This window comes from Sporolactobacillus shoreae (genome assembly GCF_004684935.1).
Classification (GTDB): Bacteria; Bacillota; Bacilli; order Bacillales; family Sporolactobacillaceae; genus Sporolactobacillus; species Sporolactobacillus shoreae.
This window is the reverse complement of sequence record NZ_SRJD01000014.1, coordinates 72,647-91,375: the sequence shown is the minus strand read 5'-3', so window position 1 is coordinate 91,375 and position 18,729 is coordinate 72,647. Positions and strand designations below refer to the sequence as shown.

The following is an 18,729-nucleotide window of genomic DNA, read 5'->3' as shown; positions in this document are numbered from 1 at the left end:
ACGTATGTCAATTGCCGAAACTTTGATGAGCCGATTCATTTTGAATCTGGACGTGTCAAAAATGGCTTGATTTTTCGAGAAATCTCCGCTCAGGAACGGAAAAAACTCGTTCTATGAATAATTCAGGATAAATATTTGAGGGACTTCGTTAAACATTTTGAAAATAGACTTGCTTATTTTTCTATAAAGAAGATTTCCTTAAGAGAAGGAGTGTTAGATAAATGTTTTAATTACTCAAAGAAATGCACTAAAAGATGCATCCACTAAATAATAAACGATTATTGGATCGACCTTTAAAATTGATCAACCTGGGGTGACAGAATATGAACAATTTGGATTTATTAGATGTACCATATGAGAAAAGAAAATACGTATTAATTGTTGAAAGTCAAAAGGAAGAAGCATCAATCTTAAAAGAACTTAAAAAATATTTTGTTATTCCATCATTGATTGCTAGACCAATCCCTACTTTGTTAGTTTATCTTTCAAGTGAATTACTGAGACAGATTGAAAAAAGAATAAAAGCAAATATTTATTTCGCAACATCCGATCAAGTAAGTGGTATCGTGTTTCCAGGCATAGGTTCACCTCAAAAGAACATGTTGTATGTTTGTAATCCCGTTGATCCAAAAAGATATTACCATATTAACAATTTTCATAATGAAATGGAAAAACATAAGATGAACGAAATTATTTACTTACTACAGTCCTTAGGTGCAGTCGAGATAAATGTTGCATTAGAAAATAGTAGCCAAAGAAATACGACTGTTGGTTTAGCAGATGATAGACAACAAACCCATTCATCGAAAAACTCAGATTTGAAACTTAGATTTCATGGTACATACGAACCAAAACATTCCCCTTATATTCCGGTTGATTTGAATTGGTATGATGATGAACCACAATGGAAAAATATCGCACAAGAAAGAATGCGTTATGAACTAAAATCATTTGAATTTGAAATAGGAATAGAAAATGACTTTGGAGTAACTGCCAAATTATTCGCCCAGTTAAAAAAAATTCCTAAAATACAGCTAGGGGGAGAGTACCATTCTTTTCAGAAAAAACATCTTGTCATTTCTGGGAATTTCAAAGATATGTTGATGTAAATAGCAAGGGTCTGTCCTTCTTACAATTCTTTAATAATAAGATAATATTCTGATAAGAGAAGTGATGGAGTTGCAAGGGAGAGGATGAGTAGATGTCATGAAAAAAACATATAAATTATTTGCCGTTTTGTTGGCAGCCTTTGTACTTGTTTTTTCAGTTGAGAATCCTTCAATTACCTAAGCAACAACACATCGAGTCATTTATTCGTCGAAAGGCTGGACAAATGGCAATTTTGTAGATATATGGATTATGTTGCCATGTCAAATAATTCGATTAATAGACAAGCGGATAAACTCGGAAAGAAGAGTTACGAGCGCTACCGCATTAGCCGTCAGTACATGGACACATAATCATTTAAAATATGGACATCCAAAAGTTGGAGGAGGCGCCATTCGTGCATTCCAACAGAGACGAGGTGTCTGCACAGACCATTCTTACTTGACAGTGGTTATGTTAAGCCATTTGAAGATTAAGGTAAGATTAGTGTCTTCGAGACCCCTATCTAATGGATTAATGAATCATGTATGGACTGAAGTATGGACTCCCTCAAAACATCAATGGCGTGTTTATGATTCAACCTGTGGCCTTTATGACTTTAGTAAGGCGGATTACAACTTTTATTTAGATTACTTCATCGAACCAAATATTGACCATAAACATCAGCATGTGATTGGACAATGGAATTAAATTCAATCGAGACACTCAGGAGGCTCTTTATTTGTGGACTTTTGTCCGTTGAACACGCATCGCCTGCGAAACTGAGAACCATCACTATTGAACTGACGCTTTGAAGCTGGACAATTAAAAGCCAACTCAGGGGTTTTGATTAGACGATTATTCTGTTACGCTATTGGATACCTGGGCTTTGGTAAGCAATGAGATGTAATGAAATATCGTTCAGATTTCTTCACTTTCTATTATAAGTCGGCTGGTATAGTCTAACCCATTTTTACAGGCTTCCTGAAATTTTGATGACGCCTCTAGGATTCTATTAATATCTACTGAAGTTACTTTGCCATTAATATTTCCAGTATAAACATGAATGGACCATTTTAGATTTTCCAGCTCTTTACTGTATTTATCCACCATTGCACTGTCGTTAATTTTTTGAAAGCTATTAATACACTTATTTAGACAATCAATTCGTCGTTTAGCGTTTTCTATATCCTTAATAGCTATTTGGGACAACGTTATCATTTCCTTCAAGAATTTAGTGTTTTACATATACTATATACTATACGCGAGTTTATACATTAATATAATTCAATGGAGAGAAACATACTTATTGAGAATAGTTTTAACCATTCGCTTATTATTTAGTTTCCAAACGTTTCTTCTCTATGTAATAGCCTCAATTATTAACCGATAGCGATAATAAGCAGAACAAGAATAATTTTTTTGGAGGTGAAGAAAATGGGCTTTTTGGATATTTTATTTACTGTTGGAGAATATATTTTAGAAAGTGCACAAAAATCAAAAATAAGAAGAGACAGAGCATTGGGAAGAAGATTAGATAATTATGAACGAAAAATCAATAGGGCAGAAGATTTATCATCTAATAATATAGAACAGATGCAAAAAATAAAACAAGCTAGGGAAAAATTGGACAGAGCACGTCAAAAAATTGAAGAACAATCCCTATATGGAATTTCCCAAAGTAATTTAAATGATAATAACGGCCTCCTTACAGGCGGAAAAACACTTGATCAGTGGGATCGACAATGGATTTGTATTGGTTCATTAAAGGATGCAACCTTAGAGCCTTTTAATCATGTTGTTGGATTATATCGACATGATATAAATGGGACAACTGTATATGTAGGGCGCGCAATTGAACTTTTTAATGGTGGAATTAGAAAAAGGTTAAGTGACTACAGAAGGGGTAGTAATAGTGCCAGAATATATTCTTCCGGAAGAGCAATAAATGATCATATTGATGAAATTATCACTTATGTATTAATAGTAGGAAATGATGGAGTGGCAGTAGATAATGTAAAAAAGTTAGAGGTTTACTTCATCGGACGATATCATCCTCAGTATAATAAAATGTTCAAATATATATAACTTTAGCAGCTTAGCTATAGTAGGTAAGCCTTGATATAGTTGGGTAGTCTGTCAATTTATTGCTGGAGTTGATAAGAGCCCCCACTTTTTGATCGTATTCTTGGTTCCGACTAAACGATCACCTGCTTCAGCTGGTGGTCGTTTAGTAACTCAATTACTTTCTGCACTTAACTTCGAAATTAAAGATTAAACGCCTAGCTAATCTCTTAATAATGCATGTTACATATCCGATAATTATAGTAGTATAGGGAGAGTTGAACTACCTTTCCATCGTTTTTTCCTCTTACCAAAATAATAGCTGAAAGGGATGACAGTTTTGAAGAAACTGGATAAATTCCTTCTTTCTGAACAAACGACAATTATTGATGCATTAGTGCACATAAATAACAATGCGACGGGAACGGCAATCATTGTGGATGAGAACGATAAGCTGCTTGGCACATTGACAGACGGTGATATTCGCCGGGCCCTGATTCAGAGCGTTCCATTAAATGGGATCATAAAAAACATATATCGATCCAATTGCATATTCTTTTATGATGGCTATGATGAAGAACGGGTTAAGGAAGTTTTTAATACATACATTAAAATCATTCCGGTGATCGATCATAATCGTACAGTGATAGACGTAGTGACTGACAAAGACTTTTCAGTACAGAACCATCCACGGACCAATGCGGTACTGATTATGGCAGGCGGACTGGGTACAAGACTACGGCCACTGACACAAGAAATCCCCAAACCGATGCTTAAAGTCGGCGAAAAACCCATTCTGCAGCTGATTATTGAGCGTTTTAGAGATCTTGGTTTCAAAAATATTTTGTTATCCGTGAATTACAAAGCCGATATTATAGAAAACTATTTTATGGATGGATCGGCCTTTGGTGTCACCATAAAATATATCAAAGAAACGAAAAGGATGGGAACTGCCGGTGCCATTGGCCTTGCAGAAAAGTACTTAAAGGAACCCTTCATTGTTATGAATGGCGATATATTAACTAACCTGGACTTTAATAGACTGCTTGACTATCATAAAAATAACGATTTTTCTATGACAATAGGTTCAAGAAGCTTTGAGATGCAGGTGCCTTATGGTGTTCTCAATGTAGATAATGAAAAAATTATTTCGTTGGAGGAGAAGCCAACCGAACGATATGTCGTAAGTGGCGGCATTTATGTTTTGAACCCCAATGTCATTGAACATATTCCTGATAATGAATTCTATGATATCCCTCAATTAATTGACGGGTTAATCTCATCTCATAATAAAGTAGGCAATTTCCCGATTCTAGATTATTGGATGGATATTGGCAAAATGGGGGATTATCATCAGGCAAACGAAGATATGAAAGAACAGTTTGAGGGGCTTAATTATGTATAACGGGGAAAACATTCTGGCAATTATTCCGGCAAGAGGCGGATCAAAGGGAATTCCACATAAGAATATTGTGGAAATCTGTGGGCAGCCCTTGATCGCTTATAGCATTAATGAGGCCAAAAAAAGCAGTTATATCGATAAGCTCATTATTTCGACTGAAGATGAAGAAATAGCAAAAATTGGGGAAAAATTTGGAGCGGAAGTTCCGTTTATGAGGCCTCAGGCACTGGCTCAGGATTCCACACCAGGAATTGATCCAATTCTGCACGCAATGGACTGGTTCAGGCAAAGAGGAATTGTTTATAATTATGTTATGTGCCTTCAATGTACTAGCCCGCTTCGAACAGTTAACCAAATTGATGAAGCGATCAAACAGCTTATTGATCAGGGAGCAGATTCAATAGTAAGTGTTTGTGAAAGTAAGGTATCACCTTTTTGGATGAAGAGAATCAATGAGGGCGTTTTGGCAGACTTTCTAACAAATGCCCCCTTTTATGCAAGACGCCAAGAGGCCCCTACTGTTTATCAGCTAAATGGAGCATTGTATTTGGCCAGGGAAGAGATATTAAGGACAAATAAAAACTGGTATACAAAGCAAACCCTTCCTTACATTATGGATGAAATCAGTTCATTAGATATTGACTCTCAGACAGATCTGCAATTTTTTGAGTTTCTTGAAGGGAGAAAGAGGAAATGAGAGAACCTCATCATACGTTTATCATTGCAGAAGCAGGGGTTAATCACAATGGCGACGTTAACACGGCGATTCGATTGATTGATGCGGCAAAAGAGGCGGGGGCAGATGCTGTCAAATTTCAGACATTCAAAGCTGAGAATTTGGTGACACGTGAAGCACCTAAAGCGAAGTATCAAAAATCGACGACTGGGAGCGGAAACCAGTTTGATATGTTAAAAGCACTGGAACTATCATTTAATGATCATCTAATTCTAGAAAACTACTGCGATGAAAAAAAGATCAAATTTTTATCCACACCGTTTGATTTTGAGAGCGTTGATCTTCTTGAAAAAATCGGCGTTGAATTTTACAAAACAAGTTCCGGAGATTTAACGAATACTCCGCTACTCGCATACATAGCAAAACAGGGTAAGCCCATGATTGTTTCAACAGGTATGGCTAATTTGGGTGAAGTAGAATCAGCTGTTGAGGCAATGAAACAAACAGGTAATGATCAAATCAGTCTATTACACTGTACATCAAATTATCCAACAGCGATGGAAGATGTCAATCTCAACGCAATGATCACTTTACGAAATGCGTTTATGCTGCCTATAGGCTATTCGGATCATACGCTCGGAATAGAGGTTCCAATTGCTGCCGTTGCATTAGGAGCAGAAATTATTGAAAAGCATCTGACGCTTGATAAGAAAATGGAGGGACCCGATCATCAGGCATCCCTTGAGCCGAATGAATTAAAAAAAATGATCAAGAGTATCAGGAATATTGAACAGTCTTTCGGTGACGGTATAAAAAGTTGTCAGACAAGTGAAGAAAATACGAAAAGTGTAGCCAGAAAAAGTATTGTTGCAAGATATGATCTTAAAAAGGGCGATAAATTAACTCTGTCGAATTTGGATTTTAAAAGGCCTGGGTCTGGTGTCAGTCCACGTTATATTAATTTAGTGATTAATAGAAGAATAGTCAGAGATATCAAACAAGATGAGCGCATCACTTTTGATTTATTAGAATAGAAGGTGAACGGATGAGGAAAATCCTTGTTGTAACGGGAACAAGAGCTGAATACGGGCTGCTGTACTGGACGATGAAGAGAATAAGTGAAGATGGCGAGCTAAAACTGCAGCTTATTGTAACTGGAAACCATCTTGTTCCAGAATACGGATACACCGTTGAAACGATAAAAAAAGATGGTTTTGTTATAGATGAAGAAATCGACATGCTGGTCAATTCTCCTCAAAAAAGCAGCATTCCCAAGTCAATGGGGCTGGAATTGATTCAAATGGCGCAATCATTTGATCGATTAAAACCGGATCTGCTTTTGATCTTAGGCGACAGGTATGAAACTTTTGTGGCTGCGACATGCGCCATGATGATGAATGTTCCCATCGCTCACATGAATGGAGGGGAATCCACAGAAGGGGCTGTAGATGAACAAATACGACATGCGATAACAAAAATGGCCCATATTCATTTCCCTGGTTCTGAATATTATAAGAATGTTATTCTGAAACTGGGAGAGGAATCTTGGAGAGTACATAATGTTGGAGAAGCAGGAATTGAAAATATCAAAAAAGTCAAGCTGTTGACAAAGCAAAATCTGGAAAAAGAATTGGGTATTCATTTTAATAAGCCCATTTTTTTAATTACCTATCATCCGGTAACATTAGAAGCTGAAAGCACTGAAGTACAGATTGTTAACTTATTAACAGCCATTAAACAATTCGATGCGGAATATGTCATTACTTATCCCAATGCTGACTTCGGAAATGAAATTATTATTAATAAAATTAAACAGTTTGCTGGAGAAAATAAGAACACTCATGTTTATAAAAACTTGGGACAGAAACGATACCTAAGCATGATGAAATATTCATCTGTAGTCATTGGAAACTCTTCAAGTGGAATAATAGAGAGTCCGGTATTTAAAACTCCGTGTGTGAACATTGGAAACAGACAAAAAGGCAGAATAAAAAATATAAATATTATTGATACGGGGTATGCAGAGGAAGAGATTTATAAAGGAATATATCAAGCGATTTATGACGGTAATTACAGAAGAAATCTAGAGAATCTAGTCAATGTTTATGGTGATGGCACGACGAGCAATAAAATCATTCACATATTAAAAGGAATAACCATTGATAAAACATTATTATTAAAAAAGCTTTCATTTTAAATAAATGGAGGTCATGATGAAGAAGATCGTTTTAATAGGCGCTGGAGGGCACTGCAAAGTCATTATTGATCTGATAAGAGCAGCAAATGAGTTTGAAATAGTCGGAATTACAGATCGTCGCCCATCAAAAGATCAGCTCTTAGGCGTTCCAATCATTGGTGATGATGAAAAGTTACCTTCAATTTTTAATAGTGGCGTTCACCATGCATTTATATGCATAGGGGCACTCAATAATATGAATTTGAGGAATGTCATTTACAGGAATTTAAAACAATTGGGATATGCACTGCCCATTCTCGTACATAATACTTCCTCAGTTTCCAAGTTTGCCAGAATTGAAGAGGGGACCTGTATCATGCCGCAAGCGATCGTGAATGCAGGGGCTTTGATCGGCCCTAATTGCATTGTCAACTCTGCTGCGATTGTAGAACACGATTGCTTCTTAGAGGATAACATTCATATTTCACCAAATGCTGCCTTATCAGGTGGTGTTCATATAGGTCGCAACACACATATGGGTATCGGATCTTCGACAATACAATCACTGACGATTGGCCGGAATGTAACAGTTGGAGCTGGAGCAGCGGTCATTCATGACATTCCGAATAATGCAGTGGCAGTAGGCGTCCCTGCAAAAGTCATCAAATTTAAGGAGAATAAATAAATGGATCTACAGGGAAAGAAAGTACTGGTGACTGGGGCTGAAGGGTTTATTGGCAGTCACTTAACCGAACGTTTAGTGGAACTTGGCGCGGATGTAACGGCTCTTGTGCAGTATAATTCCTTCAACAATTGGGGCTGGATTGATACTTTTGAAAAAAAGGTTAAGGACAGTATTCATATTGTCACGGGTGATGTCCGGGAGTATGACGGTATGAGCCGTATCATAAAAGGGCAACAAATTGTTTTTCACCTCGCGGCATTAATAGCCATTCCTTATTCCTATCTTTCACCTATGGCTTATGTGCGGACGAATGTGGAAGGTACAACGAATGTTCTCGAAGCCTGCCGAAATTATAATGTGGAGAAAGTCATTCATACCTCAACTTCGGAGACTTATGGAACGGCCCTCTATGTCCCTATCGACGAGAAGCATCCGATGCAGGCACAATCGCCTTATTCTGCTTCGAAAATGGGCGCGGACAGGATGGCAGAAAGTTTCTATAAAAGCTTCGACCTTCCTGTAGCGATTATCAGGCCTTTTAATACATATGGACCAAGACAGTCCGCAAGAGCAGTGATTCCAACGATCATCTCACAGATCCTTTCAAGGAAGAAAGAAATAAAATTAGGCAGCCTGACTCCGACGCGGGACTTTAATTATGTTAAGGACACGGCGGAGGCCTTCATTGAAGTAGCTATAAGTAATCAAACCATTGGCCAAGTGGTTAATGCCGGATCAAACGACGAGATATCTATTGGGGACACTGTCAACAAGATCGTCCATTTAATGGGATCAGACGTGGAAATTGTTTGCGATGATCAAAGAATGAGGCCTGTAAATAGTGAAGTCAATCGTTTGTGGGCTGATAATACGAAAATTAAAAAGCTAACTAATTGGCGGCCGCGTTATTCACTCGATCAGGGATTATTGGAGACTATAGAGTGGATAAAGCAAAACTTGCACTATTTTAAAACGGATATTTACAATGTCTAAAAAAGAGGGGGCAGTGTCGATGATTCCTTTATGTGTTCCGGAAATCAGGGGTAATGAATGGAAGTACGTTAAAGATTGCCTGGATACGAACTGGGTCTCTTCAGCCGGATCCTATGTTGATCGCTTTGAAAAAGACTTTGCCCAATATTTGGATGTCCAACGCGCTGTGGTGACCATGAATGGTACAGTTGCTCTGCAATTAGCGTTACTCGCCCTAGGGATCGGTTCCGGAGATGAAGTCATCGTTTCTTCAATGACATTTATTTCACCTGTGAATGCGATTCGTTATGTTGGCGCGGAACCGGTATTTGCTGATGTACGGGAAGACACATGGGTGCTCGATGAGCGGCAGATTGAGGCACTTATTTCTCCAAGGACAAAGGCCATTCTTCCGATCCATATTTACGGGCAACCGGTGAACATGTCCAAGGTAATGGAAATAGCTGAAAAACATCATTTGTACGTCATTGAGGACGCAACGGAAAGCCTGGGTGCTAGTTGGAATGGACAAAAGGTTGGTACGATCGGGGATATTGGCTGTTTCAGTTTTAATGGTAATAAACTGATGACAACTGGAGCAGGGGGTATGTTAGTAACCAATAACGAGCAAATCGGGGAACGCGCTAAATATCTTTCGACACAAACAAAAACAATTCGTGAGAATGGATCTTTCTTTCATGAAGAAGTGGGCTACAATTTTCGAATGCCGAATCTTCTCGCGGCGATGGGCTGCGCACAATTGGAGAAAATTGATGAATACAGCTTATTGAAAAGAAATCATGCCAGACTATATAATGAGTTGCTTCATAAGATACCCGGACTGATATTGCCGGCAAATGAAGAGGGATTTCAGAACGCCTACTGGCTTTACTCTGTATTGGTGACGCATGACTTCCCTATTTCCAGAGATCAACTCATTGATCATTTGCGTGAGAATGGCATTCAGTCTCGGCCATTTTTTCAGCCGGTACATGAAATGCCGCCATATTCAGGCAGTCGTACCTCATTGGACATGAGTGCCACAGTCCATACCTCAACATTTGGACTGAATCTGCCCAGCTCAGTGGGTCTGACAGAAGATCAAATCCGTTATATTTGCAATACAATCAGGAATTTAGACCTATGATCCACGGATTAAAAAAGTCACGGGAATTTTTCATGAAACTATTAAACATTTCCGATTGATGACGATATATAAATTGTCAGGAGATGAGGAGGGCGCCCTCCAGATTCTCTTAATATATCCATAGGGACGTGGATGAATATCAATTTCAGGGAGGAAATTTTAAATGATTATCAATGACAACATTCCGGCGTTGAATACGCTGAACCAGTTGGCCAAAAACAATAATTCGGTCAACAAATCATTACAACGTCTGTCTTCTGGTCTAAAGATCAACAGTGCAGCGGATGATCCGGCAGGACTCGCCATTTCACAGAAAATGCAGGGACAGATCAATGGCTTGGATCAGGCTTCACAAAATGCACAGGACGCTAACTCGCTGATTCAGACAGCTGATGGATCACTGAGCGAAACACAGTCGATTCTTCAGAATATGCGTGAACTTGCCGTTCAAGCCGGCAACGACACGAATACATCTGCTGACCGTCAGCAGCTGCAGCAGGAAATCAACCAGTATACTTCAGAAATCAACGGTATTTCCAACACGACTCAGTTCAACACACAGAACCTGCTCGACGGCAGCCAGAACGCAGCTAAAGGCGTATCAGGAATACTGAATTTCAAACTGCTTGCAAATGCTTCAGGTGGTGGGACAATACTGGTTGGTAATCAGTCGTTTACTTTCATCAGCGGTACCAGTAACTATGCGAGTGGGCAGATCAAAGCATCTAGTGGTATTTCAGGATTGGCTGCTGCAATTAATAAGAACCACGGCTTAAGCGGTAATTATAATGCAAAAGCAAGTGGATCAGTATTGGTACTTCAGCAGAAGAAACAAAATTCTTTGACGGTTAGCATTGCGGGTACGGGCGTTGATGCTAATACAGTCAAAGTTGCAACACAGGGTGTAACTGCTGGCAGTGGAAAATCCTTAACTTTCCAGATCGGTGCGAACCAAAATCAGACGCTTTCCCTGAACATTGGCAAAATAGATGCCGTTTCTCTTGGCATTGCGTCAAATACTGCTGGTGCAAGCGGCAACGGCTTTACATCATCTTCTAAGAGTGTTACCAATGGCATAAACAATACGGGTGTTGAATACGGCTTGGATATCACCACTGCAAGCGGTGCTGCCAAGGCAGTCACGACCATCCAGAGTGCGATCGATATGGTTTCGACACAGCGTTCCGTACTTGGTGCTTACCAGAACCGTCTCGATTCTACGGTTAACAACCTGACGACTTCTTCACAGAATCTGACGGCTGCTAAATCCGGCATTACCGATGTCGACATGGCTGCTGAAATGTCTAACTTTACGAAAGAAAATATTCTTACTCAGGCCGCTCAGTCGATGCTGGCTCAGGCCAACCAGCTTCCTCAGAACGTTCTGAAACTCTTGCAGTAATAGTTAGTCTTTACAGGACAGGCTTCCCAATGGGGGCCTGTTTTATTTTGGCCTAAATTAATTTGGAGTAAACAGGGCCTTGAAAATCATATGAAGAGACATAGAGTTTCACTTTGAATGCTTTTGTTCCGATATAATACATATGGAACGTTTATTGGAAAGTGGGGCAAAAAAAGTGAAGTTCATCGTAAAAGAAGAACGGCGTGAAATTAAGCAGCCAACGGTTCAGAAGGTGCTTGATCTCATTGCCACACGGTTGCAGTCGGATTGCTACTATAACGGCTTGATCGTGGACGGTCATCCTATTGATGGGGACTACGCCACTTATATCAGCACTCATTTGGATGATATTCATGAACTGGAGCTTGTGACGCAAACGCTGGAGCAGATGTTGTACAACAATCTGGTTATGGCGAGAGACTATCTGGAGCGGGCAATGGAAAATCTGCCGCTGCTCGCGGATCACTTTTATGCCGGTCCTAAAGTGCCGGACTGGCAAGGTTTTTCTAACTTTGTGCAGGGCATGGAATGGATTGGAAAGTTGGTGGAAACCATTCGGGAGAATAAACGGATATATGGCAAACATGCCGATCAATTTCTGGATCTTTATGGGAATCTGAGGAATCAATTAAAGGTGTTGGAGGACGCTGTAGCAGTGAAAGATACAGTAACTATCCCGGACACGATTCTGTATGAACTTCAGCCACAGTTACTCGAACTGAAGAATGCAATTGGATCCATATTGGTGCGGAAGGGGAAAATTAATGATACGGAGTGAGAACCGTAATATTCTGCACTTTAAAAATGAATCTCTGCTTGAAAGGCTGTCTCATTCGGACGCGCGGACCTCAACGGATATCGTGCTGGAAACCTCAAAAAATGGCGCCCCGACACTAAAGAAAAAAATAGGTTCAACCTATCACTACATGCACAGCCAGTATAACCCGGTTCGAGAGGCCGAGAGCTTTGTCTCGGGAATGGGTGACGTGCAGGACTATGATCAGGTACTCTTCATCGGTGCTGGGCTGGGTTACATAATCAAGGCTTTTTCAGTGGCCTATCCGGATAAAAAAATTTATGTCTACGAACCGGAACTTGATGTGCTCGATGCGTTTCTGGAAATTCAGGATCTGTCAGAACCCTGGGCAGCAGGGATTCGCTCTATCACCAACAATAGCGATGAAATTTTGCAGACCGTTGGGCAGTTGCTCGATGAAACAGGGAAACCCTTTTATTTCAGCGTCCTGCCTTTTTACGAACGGAATAATACAGAAGGAGTCAATCAGCTGCTTACGGCGCTCAAAGAGCGGCTGATTAACAGAAAATCGGCCCTGGTGACGGATTTTTCCTTCCAGCAGCGCTGGATTTTAAATGCAGTGAAGAATTTTCTGCGGGTGATGAAGACACCTAATATTCTGATGGATCTGGATCCGTCTGTCTTCAAGAGAAAGCCGGTTATTCTGATCGCGGCCGGTCCATCGCTGAACGATGAGCTGGATCATCTGAGGAAGATTAAAACGGAAGGCTCGGCTTATCTTTTTGCCGTGGGATCGGCCATTAATGCGCTCATCAGCCATGATATTATTCCGGATGCTTTTCTCTCCTATGATCCGACGGAAAAGAACCAGATGGTTGCTCAGCTCGTCAAGGATCGTGGGCTGTCTGAACTGCCTCTGATTTTCGGCAGCACGGTCGGATTCGAGACTTTGGAAGATTATCCGGGTCCCATGTGCCATGTGGTTAATATACAGGATACACTTTCTCCGCTGTTGCTTCAGCGGGAAGATGGGAAACCGGTGGAAGCAGTGTATGATGCGCCCTCAATTGCCATCATAACGATGCAGATCCTGCTTCGGTTGCAGGCGGATCCGATTATTCTTGTTGGACAGAATCTGGCCTATTTGAATAGCAAATTTTACGCACAAGGTATTTCGTATGATGGAGTGAAGAATGAACTGAGCGAGAATCAGTTAAAATCTGCCATCAAAGTGAAGGATGTCCTCGGTAATGAGGTGCTGACCAGCCGCGGTTACGATTCCATGCGTAAGGAGATGGAAATGTACATCGGTCAGCATCCAGAATGCCGAGTGATCAATACCACACGTGGCGGGGCAGCAATTGCCCATACGCCGTATCAACCCATGGATCGGGTTCTAGAAGGACTGAAACCCGGTATTGTTGTTAAGGGCTGGTATGATCGCGGAAACGGGTATAATCCGTCGGCTGCCTCTGAAAGTGCGGCGCGCCTGCTCTGGCAGGGGAGAGAACTCAAAGAACTTTTCGGTAAAGTGGTTAAAGCACTGCGCCGCTTAAAGAATTTGAAGGAACAGCATGCAAAAGCGACGGAACTAACTTTGCAGATTGAGAAGGCCAATCAGTTCCTTCGGAGAATGCAAAAGAATAATTTTTTCCAAAGTCTGATCGTACCGATGATGCGCGTTCAGGTCGAACATTTTAATAAGGTCGGAAATCATATCCGCACGATCGTTGACGCTGGTGAGAAAACCGAAACGGTTTTGAAAGAAATCACTGTTTTTTTAAATGAATGTATCATGAATTATCGCGTTATTTTCCCTCTGGTGGAGGAATTACGAGACAAAATCAATGCGTGACTTTTGACTTATTGTCACTGTTTTCTTTAACACTTTTCATGCCCCATCCGATAATTAGGTTAGAGAGTCAAGCGGATATGGGGGGAAAGCCATGAATGTGTCAGTAATCAGGCCAGAAAATACGGTTCAGGTACCAGAGACATATTCTTTCCAGAATAAAGATGACAGTCCAAAAAGTGTGGCAGATGGTGAAACACAACAGGAAAATGAGAAGACAAGAGGACGTATGAAGCAGATGGCTGAAGAGGCAAATAAAGTGCTCCAGCCTGTTCAGACAGAACTGCATTACGTTTTCTATGATAAATTAGATCGTTATTATGTTCAGGTTGTGAATACGCGGACACGGGAGGTTGTCCGGGAAATACCTCCAAAAAAAGAACTTGATTTCTACGCGGCAATTGCTCAACAAATGGGATTGATTACGAATCATAAGATCTGAAGGGGTGAAATGCAGTGACAAGCATTGGCAGTTTAACGACAAGTTCGTCAAATTCTACTTCAAGTTCAAATAGTTCTTCAGCCGTTACAATCCAGCAGATTAACAGCCTGATTGGCTATACAAACAGCAATCAAGTCAGTGGACTGGTCAGCGGCATTGATACGGACAGTATTGTTGCCAAAATGATGGAGTCTGCCGTTGCACCGCTTATTAAGATGCAGCAGACGCAGCAGCAGATGGAGTGGCAGCGCGATGACTATCGCTCAATGAATACACTGCTTCAGACTTTTCAGCAAAATGTTCAAACGATGAGCCTGCAGGGGACTTATTTGGCGAAGACGGTGAGTTCCAGCAACTCAGCTGTTGCAACGGCGACGGCGGGACCAACGGCAGGAAATTCAACTTATTCATTAGTTGTCAACAACTTGGCAACTTCTGCTTACATTAATGGAGGAAAAATTTCAAACGCTAGTTTTGATCCTTCAAAGAGTCTATGGAGCATGCAGTCAAATTTAGCCAATGGGGTTGCCTGGAGTCCACAGCAGGTTAATAACGAAAAAACTACGGTATCAGCGACGGGATCTACATTCCAGTTACAGCATGCATACATTGATTCTTCTCAACCACTTAGTGTTCAAGTTGACGGGACGAGTTATTCTGTGATCACAGACAGTAGCACAACTTTAGATCCAGCACAGAACGAAGTTTATGTAAATAAAGACAGTGGACAGCTAACTTTTAGCCATTCTATTAGTCAGGGTTCAACAATTACTGCTAATTACAGCTATGATATGGCTAATGTGACAATTGCGACTTATGATTCAAGCGGGAATCAAAATCCCCAGAGTTTTTCATTCAGTCCAAGCACATCTTTGAACGATATGTTAACGACAATATCGCAGTCAAACGTAGGTGTGAACGCTTTTTACGATACAACAAAGGGTCAAATTTCTATTACAAGAACTGATACAGGAAATCTTGTTTCTAGTTCCGGTCAGGCTATAGAAGCTATCACCCCATCTAATCCTGCTTCATCGGATATTTCAGATCAATCCATAAACTTTTTTAACCAGACATTAGGCCTAGATACTAACAGTTCGGATAGCAAATATCTTGGCGGAACCCTTGGTGTAGGTAAGGATGCTTCATTTACAATAAATGGGCTTAATACCACACGTTCCAGTAATTCTTTTACGATTGGTGGCACGACATTTTCTTTACAGGGCACAGGTTCTGCTTCTCTCAATGTGACCAACAATACAGATTCTGTCACAACAGCCATCAACAATTTTATCAGCACATACAACAGTACAATCAGTCAAATCAACAGCAAAATTGATGAACAACCCAATCCTGATTATAAGCCGCTCTCCAGTATTCAGCAGTCGCAGATGTCGGATACGGATATTTCGAACTGGAATGCGAAGGCGCAGCAGGGAATGCTGGCAAACGACAGTATTCTCAGCAATGCGCTGTCGCAAATGCGTCAGGATTTGTATGCACCAGTCAGCAGCACTGGAGATTCAACAATCAGTCAGCTCGCACAGATCGGAATTACCGTAAGTACGGACTACACGCAGCACGGTCAGCTTATCGTGACAGACCCGACGAAGCTTCAGAATGCACTCAACACAAATGCCCAGGCCGTCATGGAGTTATTCACAAATAATGGCACTGTAACCAATCCTGACGGAACAACCAGTACAGATTCTTCGAAGCAGGGAATCATGGATCGGTTGAGCGCTACAATAACAAGCACCATGAACCAGATTGAGCAGAAGGCCGGAAATACAACCATGGCGGATCAGCAATATTATCTGGGGCAAAACATCAATAATTTGAACACACAAATTTCTCAAGAAAAAACAAAGCTTAATGGTGTTGAAACCAATTATTACAGCCAATTCAATGCTATGGAGATCGCTATTGAACAGGCCAATCAACAATCTAGTTACTTACAGAGCTTCTTAAGTAATAATTCGTGATTTCTGGAAGGTGGTTAACTCATTGCCTGCAAATGCCTATCAAACCTATCAGCGAAATTCGATTCTGACGGCGAGTCAGGGGGAATTGATTCTGGCGCTTTACAATGGATGTCTTAAATTTATCCGTTTGGCTAGAGTGGCTATGAACAACAAAGATATGAGTTCCAAGAATACTTATCTGCAGAAGGCACAGTCAATTATTCTGGAATTAACCGTTACCCTTGATGAAAAACAGCCAATTTCCGAAGACATCGCGAGAATCTATAATTATATCCGGCAGCGGCTGATTCAGGCTAACCTTAAAAATGATCCGGACATGCTTGATGAAGCTGAAAAGCTGGTTGCTGATTTTCGTGATACCTGGAAACAGGTTGTTGAGAAAGTCCAGAAGAATAAACCCAGACAGGATCGTATATAAAAATGACAATGGAGCAGGTTTATCAATTGACGGAAAATCTGAAACAGCTCCTTGATCACTATCATCTGCAGGATCGTGTTGTAACGATCCGTGAACTTAAAGAACTGCTTGATAAAAGAGGAGAACTTATTGATCGACTGGAGTTACCGTGCTCAGAAGAAGATCAAGTACTCGTACGGAAGATTGATGCAATGAACCAAAAAATAAACCCTGTTCTAGAATCAATAAGAACAGAGATTATTAAAGACATGCAGCAATTGAAAAAAACAAAAAAAACGATTAGCCGTTACCGCAATCCCTACCAGGGACCTTCACAGGATGGCATGTTTCTAGATAAGAGGGAGTAAAAATCACCGTCTGAATGAACGGTGATTTTTTCATAAATAAAAAGCCCACCCGCGCATATTCTGCCGGATGGGCCTCTCAATTTATCACTTGTTTGTTCTGTCAGTCGGCTACAGCCGCCGTCTCATTTTCTTCCACATTCAAACTTGTCAGGAACTGCAGGTAGTTGTAAGTCGATTCTTTCTCGTCTTCATTGAGCCTTTCGAACAATTCAACGATTTCTTCTTTTTTAACAGACATTCTGAAGTCTCCCTTTTCGAGATGTTTTTGTCACCGTCTCAGCGCGAACTTCGTGAAATTTATCACAAACTTGTTAACAAAGTCAAACTTCAATCTTATTATGATGTCCCATAAAAACCTGTGAAAACGATCACTTACTGAGGTTTTCCCTCACTGCGTAATTTATTATATGTGCTATTCAAGACATGGTCAATAGGATTTGGCGCTTTAAAAGCCCGTGTTTCAATTGAAGTTTTGCATGTGATTGGTACATTTTTTGCATGAATTTAAAAAAGTCTGTGTGTTAGGCATTTGTGTCGAATCATTGAAAATGAAAGCGCTATTTGTAAAAATATTTTGAAGTTTGGGAAGGAATCAGGACGGGAATGGCGAAGATATATAATATCGAAGGGAGGCTTTCTCATGGAATTGAACATTCGAGGAGAAAACATTGCTGTAACACCGTCTCTGCAGGAATACGCGGAGAAAAGGATTGGCAAGCTGGAGAAGTATTTTAGTTCGCCGCTGACAACAGGGGCCCGTGTGAATATGCGGGTACACAACAAAGAGCAGGTGATTGAAGTCACGATTCCGGTTCAGGGGCTCCTCCTGAGAGCAGAAGTAGGGCAGGAAGACATGTATACGGCGATCGATTTGGTTGTTTCGAAGCTCGAACGCCAGATCAAGAAGTATAAAACAAAGCTGAACCGTAAAACCCGCCAGGATGCGCGTCAGGTCATCGAGGTTGCGGGCAGCAGTACGCTGACAAGGCCGGCTGCAACTGAGGCAGTCGAGGATTCGCCGGAAATCGTCCGGAGAAAGAGCTTCGTTCTGAAGCCGATGACGGCGGAAGAAGCGATCCTTCAGATGGATATGCTGGGCCACTCGTTCTTTGTTTTCAACAATGCCGACAGTGGGGAAATCAACGTTGTTTATCAACGCAAGGATGGACGCTACGGGCTGATCGACCAGGAATAAGTTTTGTAATGAATAAATGATGATCGGGGGGATTCGTACTTTGCGAGTCTCCCTTTAAATTTCGTTTTATTTCAACGCGGTACAAGGGGTGCTATGGCTAAAAAAAATGTGCGCTGTGCAGCA

The 18,729-nt window shown here is 40.7% G+C and carries 20 protein-coding genes; 18 read left to right on the top strand and 2 right to left on the bottom strand.

Translation table 11 applies throughout. The features are described from left to right. Window positions 1-323: 323 nt before the first annotated feature. Both E4665_RS12360 and E4665_RS18845 read left to right on the top strand, forming a co-directional pair. Window positions 324-1,109: a hypothetical protein gene (locus tag E4665_RS12360; RefSeq protein ID WP_135349104.1), complete on the top strand. Its 786-nt coding sequence runs from the start codon at window positions 324-326 to the stop codon at window positions 1,107-1,109. 250 nt (window positions 1,110-1,359) lie between these two features. Then, on the top strand, window positions 1,360-1,797 hold the full coding sequence (locus E4665_RS18845) for a transglutaminase-like domain-containing protein (protein ID WP_135349103.1): 438 nt from the start codon (window positions 1,360-1,362) through the stop codon (window positions 1,795-1,797). Window positions 1,798-2,007: 210 nt separating this feature from the next. Here E4665_RS18845 and E4665_RS12350 read toward each other — a convergent pair whose 3' ends face one another. Next, window positions 2,008-2,298, bottom strand: a complete 291-nt coding sequence (locus tag E4665_RS12350) for a hypothetical protein (RefSeq protein WP_135349102.1) — start codon at window positions 2,296-2,298, stop codon at window positions 2,008-2,010. A 225-nt stretch (window positions 2,299-2,523) separates the two neighbouring features. Between E4665_RS12350 and E4665_RS12345 the strand changes: the two genes are divergently transcribed. The 15 genes from E4665_RS12345 (at window position 2,524) to fliT (ending at window position 17,411) form a co-directional block, all read left to right on the top strand. Beyond that, on the top strand, window positions 2,524-3,174 hold the full coding sequence (locus tag E4665_RS12345) for a GIY-YIG nuclease family protein (RefSeq protein ID WP_135349101.1): 651 nt from the start codon (window positions 2,524-2,526) through the stop codon (window positions 3,172-3,174). Window positions 3,175-3,490: 316 nt separating this feature from the next. Beyond that, complete coding sequence (locus E4665_RS12340; RefSeq protein WP_206663586.1) at window positions 3,491-4,555, top strand: nucleotidyltransferase family protein; 1,065 nt, start codon at window positions 3,491-3,493, stop codon at window positions 4,553-4,555. Further along, window positions 4,548-5,249, top strand: coding sequence for an acylneuraminate cytidylyltransferase family protein (locus tag E4665_RS12335; protein ID WP_135349099.1), 702 nt, complete (start codon window positions 4,548-4,550; stop codon window positions 5,247-5,249). The genes E4665_RS12340 and E4665_RS12335 overlap by 8 nt, the downstream gene beginning before the upstream one ends. After that, window positions 5,246-6,262 carry an N-acetylneuraminate synthase gene (gene neuB / locus E4665_RS12330; protein WP_135349098.1) on the top strand — a complete coding sequence of 339 codons (1,017 nt, stop codon included), beginning with the start codon at window positions 5,246-5,248 and terminating at the stop codon, window positions 6,260-6,262. Before E4665_RS12335 ends, neuB begins: the two co-directional genes overlap by 4 nt. An 11-nt stretch (window positions 6,263-6,273) precedes the next feature. Further along, window positions 6,274-7,425, top strand: coding sequence for a UDP-N-acetylglucosamine 2-epimerase (gene neuC / locus E4665_RS12325; RefSeq protein ID WP_135349097.1), 1,152 nt, complete (start codon window positions 6,274-6,276; stop codon window positions 7,423-7,425). Between the two features lie 16 nt (window positions 7,426-7,441). Next, window positions 7,442-8,089, top strand: coding sequence for an acetyltransferase (locus tag E4665_RS12320; RefSeq protein ID WP_135349096.1), 648 nt, complete (start codon window positions 7,442-7,444; stop codon window positions 8,087-8,089). Further along, window positions 8,090-9,082: an NAD-dependent 4,6-dehydratase LegB gene (locus E4665_RS12315; RefSeq protein ID WP_135349095.1), complete on the top strand. Its 993-nt coding sequence runs from the start codon at window positions 8,090-8,092 to the stop codon at window positions 9,080-9,082. It begins immediately after the preceding gene. A 19-nt stretch (window positions 9,083-9,101) separates the two neighbouring features. After that, the gene (locus E4665_RS12310; RefSeq protein WP_135349094.1) at window positions 9,102-10,208 is read left to right on the top strand and encodes a DegT/DnrJ/EryC1/StrS family aminotransferase; all 1,107 of its coding nucleotides are present in this window, start codon (window positions 9,102-9,104) and stop codon (window positions 10,206-10,208) included. Window positions 10,209-10,371: 163 nt separating this feature from the next. Next, window positions 10,372-11,610 (top strand): flagellin N-terminal helical domain-containing protein, encoded by a 1,239-nt coding sequence (locus E4665_RS12305; RefSeq protein WP_135349093.1) that lies wholly within the window; start codon window positions 10,372-10,374, stop codon window positions 11,608-11,610. Between the two features lie 175 nt (window positions 11,611-11,785). After that, on the top strand, window positions 11,786-12,388 hold the full coding sequence (locus E4665_RS12300) for a hypothetical protein (protein ID WP_135349092.1): 603 nt from the start codon (window positions 11,786-11,788) through the stop codon (window positions 12,386-12,388). After that, window positions 12,375-14,222, top strand: coding sequence for a motility associated factor glycosyltransferase family protein (locus E4665_RS12295; protein ID WP_167815201.1), 1,848 nt, complete (start codon window positions 12,375-12,377; stop codon window positions 14,220-14,222). The genes E4665_RS12300 and E4665_RS12295 overlap by 14 nt, the downstream gene beginning before the upstream one ends. A 91-nt stretch (window positions 14,223-14,313) precedes the next feature. Next, on the top strand, window positions 14,314-14,661 hold the full coding sequence (locus E4665_RS12290; protein WP_135349090.1) for a flagellar protein FlaG: 348 nt from the start codon (window positions 14,314-14,316) through the stop codon (window positions 14,659-14,661). Between the two features lie 14 nt (window positions 14,662-14,675). After that, on the top strand, window positions 14,676-16,646 hold the full coding sequence (gene fliD, locus E4665_RS12285; RefSeq protein ID WP_135349089.1) for a flagellar filament capping protein FliD: 1,971 nt from the start codon (window positions 14,676-14,678) through the stop codon (window positions 16,644-16,646). Window positions 16,647-16,668: 22 nt separating this feature from the next. After that, complete coding sequence (gene fliS, locus E4665_RS12280; protein WP_135349088.1) at window positions 16,669-17,064, top strand: flagellar export chaperone FliS; 396 nt, start codon at window positions 16,669-16,671, stop codon at window positions 17,062-17,064. Window positions 17,065-17,066: 2 nt separating this feature from the next. Beyond that, on the top strand, window positions 17,067-17,411 hold the full coding sequence (gene fliT / locus E4665_RS12275) for a flagellar protein FliT (RefSeq protein WP_135349087.1): 345 nt from the start codon (window positions 17,067-17,069) through the stop codon (window positions 17,409-17,411). A 100-nt stretch (window positions 17,412-17,511) separates the two neighbouring features. Here fliT and E4665_RS18185 read toward each other — a convergent pair whose 3' ends face one another. Beyond that, window positions 17,512-17,649, bottom strand: a complete 138-nt coding sequence (locus E4665_RS18185; protein WP_167815200.1) for a hypothetical protein — start codon at window positions 17,647-17,649, stop codon at window positions 17,512-17,514. Between the two features lie 402 nt (window positions 17,650-18,051). Here E4665_RS18185 and hpf point away from each other — a divergent pair, with 402 nt between their 5' ends. Next, complete coding sequence (gene hpf / locus E4665_RS12270) at window positions 18,052-18,606, top strand: ribosome hibernation-promoting factor, HPF/YfiA family (RefSeq protein ID WP_135349086.1); 555 nt, start codon at window positions 18,052-18,054, stop codon at window positions 18,604-18,606. Window positions 18,607-18,729: the final 123 nt, after the last annotated feature.

Bases quoted from the DNA above. Each gene is read 5' to 3' on its own strand.
- E4665_RS12335 (WP_135349099.1), top strand. From the start codon at position 4,548: ATGTATAACGGGGAAAACATTCTGGCAATTATTCCGGCAAGAGGCGGA.
- E4665_RS12360 (WP_135349104.1), top strand. From the start codon at position 324: ATGAACAATTTGGATTTATTAGATGTACCATATGAGAAAAGAAAATAC.
- fliT (WP_135349087.1), top strand. From the start codon at position 17,067: ATGACAATGGAGCAGGTTTATCAATTGACGGAAAATCTGAAACAGCTC.
- E4665_RS12290 (WP_135349090.1), top strand. From the start codon at position 14,314: ATGAATGTGTCAGTAATCAGGCCAGAAAATACGGTTCAGGTACCAGAG.
- neuB (WP_135349098.1), top strand. From the start codon at position 5,246: ATGAGAGAACCTCATCATACGTTTATCATTGCAGAAGCAGGGGTTAAT.
- neuC (WP_135349097.1), top strand. From the start codon at position 6,274: ATGAGGAAAATCCTTGTTGTAACGGGAACAAGAGCTGAATACGGGCTG.
- E4665_RS12310 (WP_135349094.1), top strand. From the start codon at position 9,102: ATGATTCCTTTATGTGTTCCGGAAATCAGGGGTAATGAATGGAAGTAC.
- E4665_RS12345 (WP_135349101.1), top strand. From the start codon at position 2,524: ATGGGCTTTTTGGATATTTTATTTACTGTTGGAGAATATATTTTAGAA.
- E4665_RS18185 (WP_167815200.1), bottom strand. From the start codon at position 17,649: ATGTCTGTTAAAAAAGAAGAAATCGTTGAATTGTTCGAAAGGCTCAAT.
- E4665_RS12315 (WP_135349095.1), top strand. From the start codon at position 8,090: ATGGATCTACAGGGAAAGAAAGTACTGGTGACTGGGGCTGAAGGGTTT.
- E4665_RS12305 (WP_135349093.1), top strand. From the start codon at position 10,372: ATGATTATCAATGACAACATTCCGGCGTTGAATACGCTGAACCAGTTG.
- E4665_RS18845 (WP_135349103.1), top strand. From the start codon at position 1,360: ATGTTGCCATGTCAAATAATTCGATTAATAGACAAGCGGATAAACTCG.
- E4665_RS12295 (WP_167815201.1), top strand. From the start codon at position 12,375: ATGATACGGAGTGAGAACCGTAATATTCTGCACTTTAAAAATGAATCT.
- E4665_RS12320 (WP_135349096.1), top strand. From the start codon at position 7,442: ATGAAGAAGATCGTTTTAATAGGCGCTGGAGGGCACTGCAAAGTCATT.
- hpf (WP_135349086.1), top strand. From the start codon at position 18,052: ATGGAATTGAACATTCGAGGAGAAAACATTGCTGTAACACCGTCTCTG.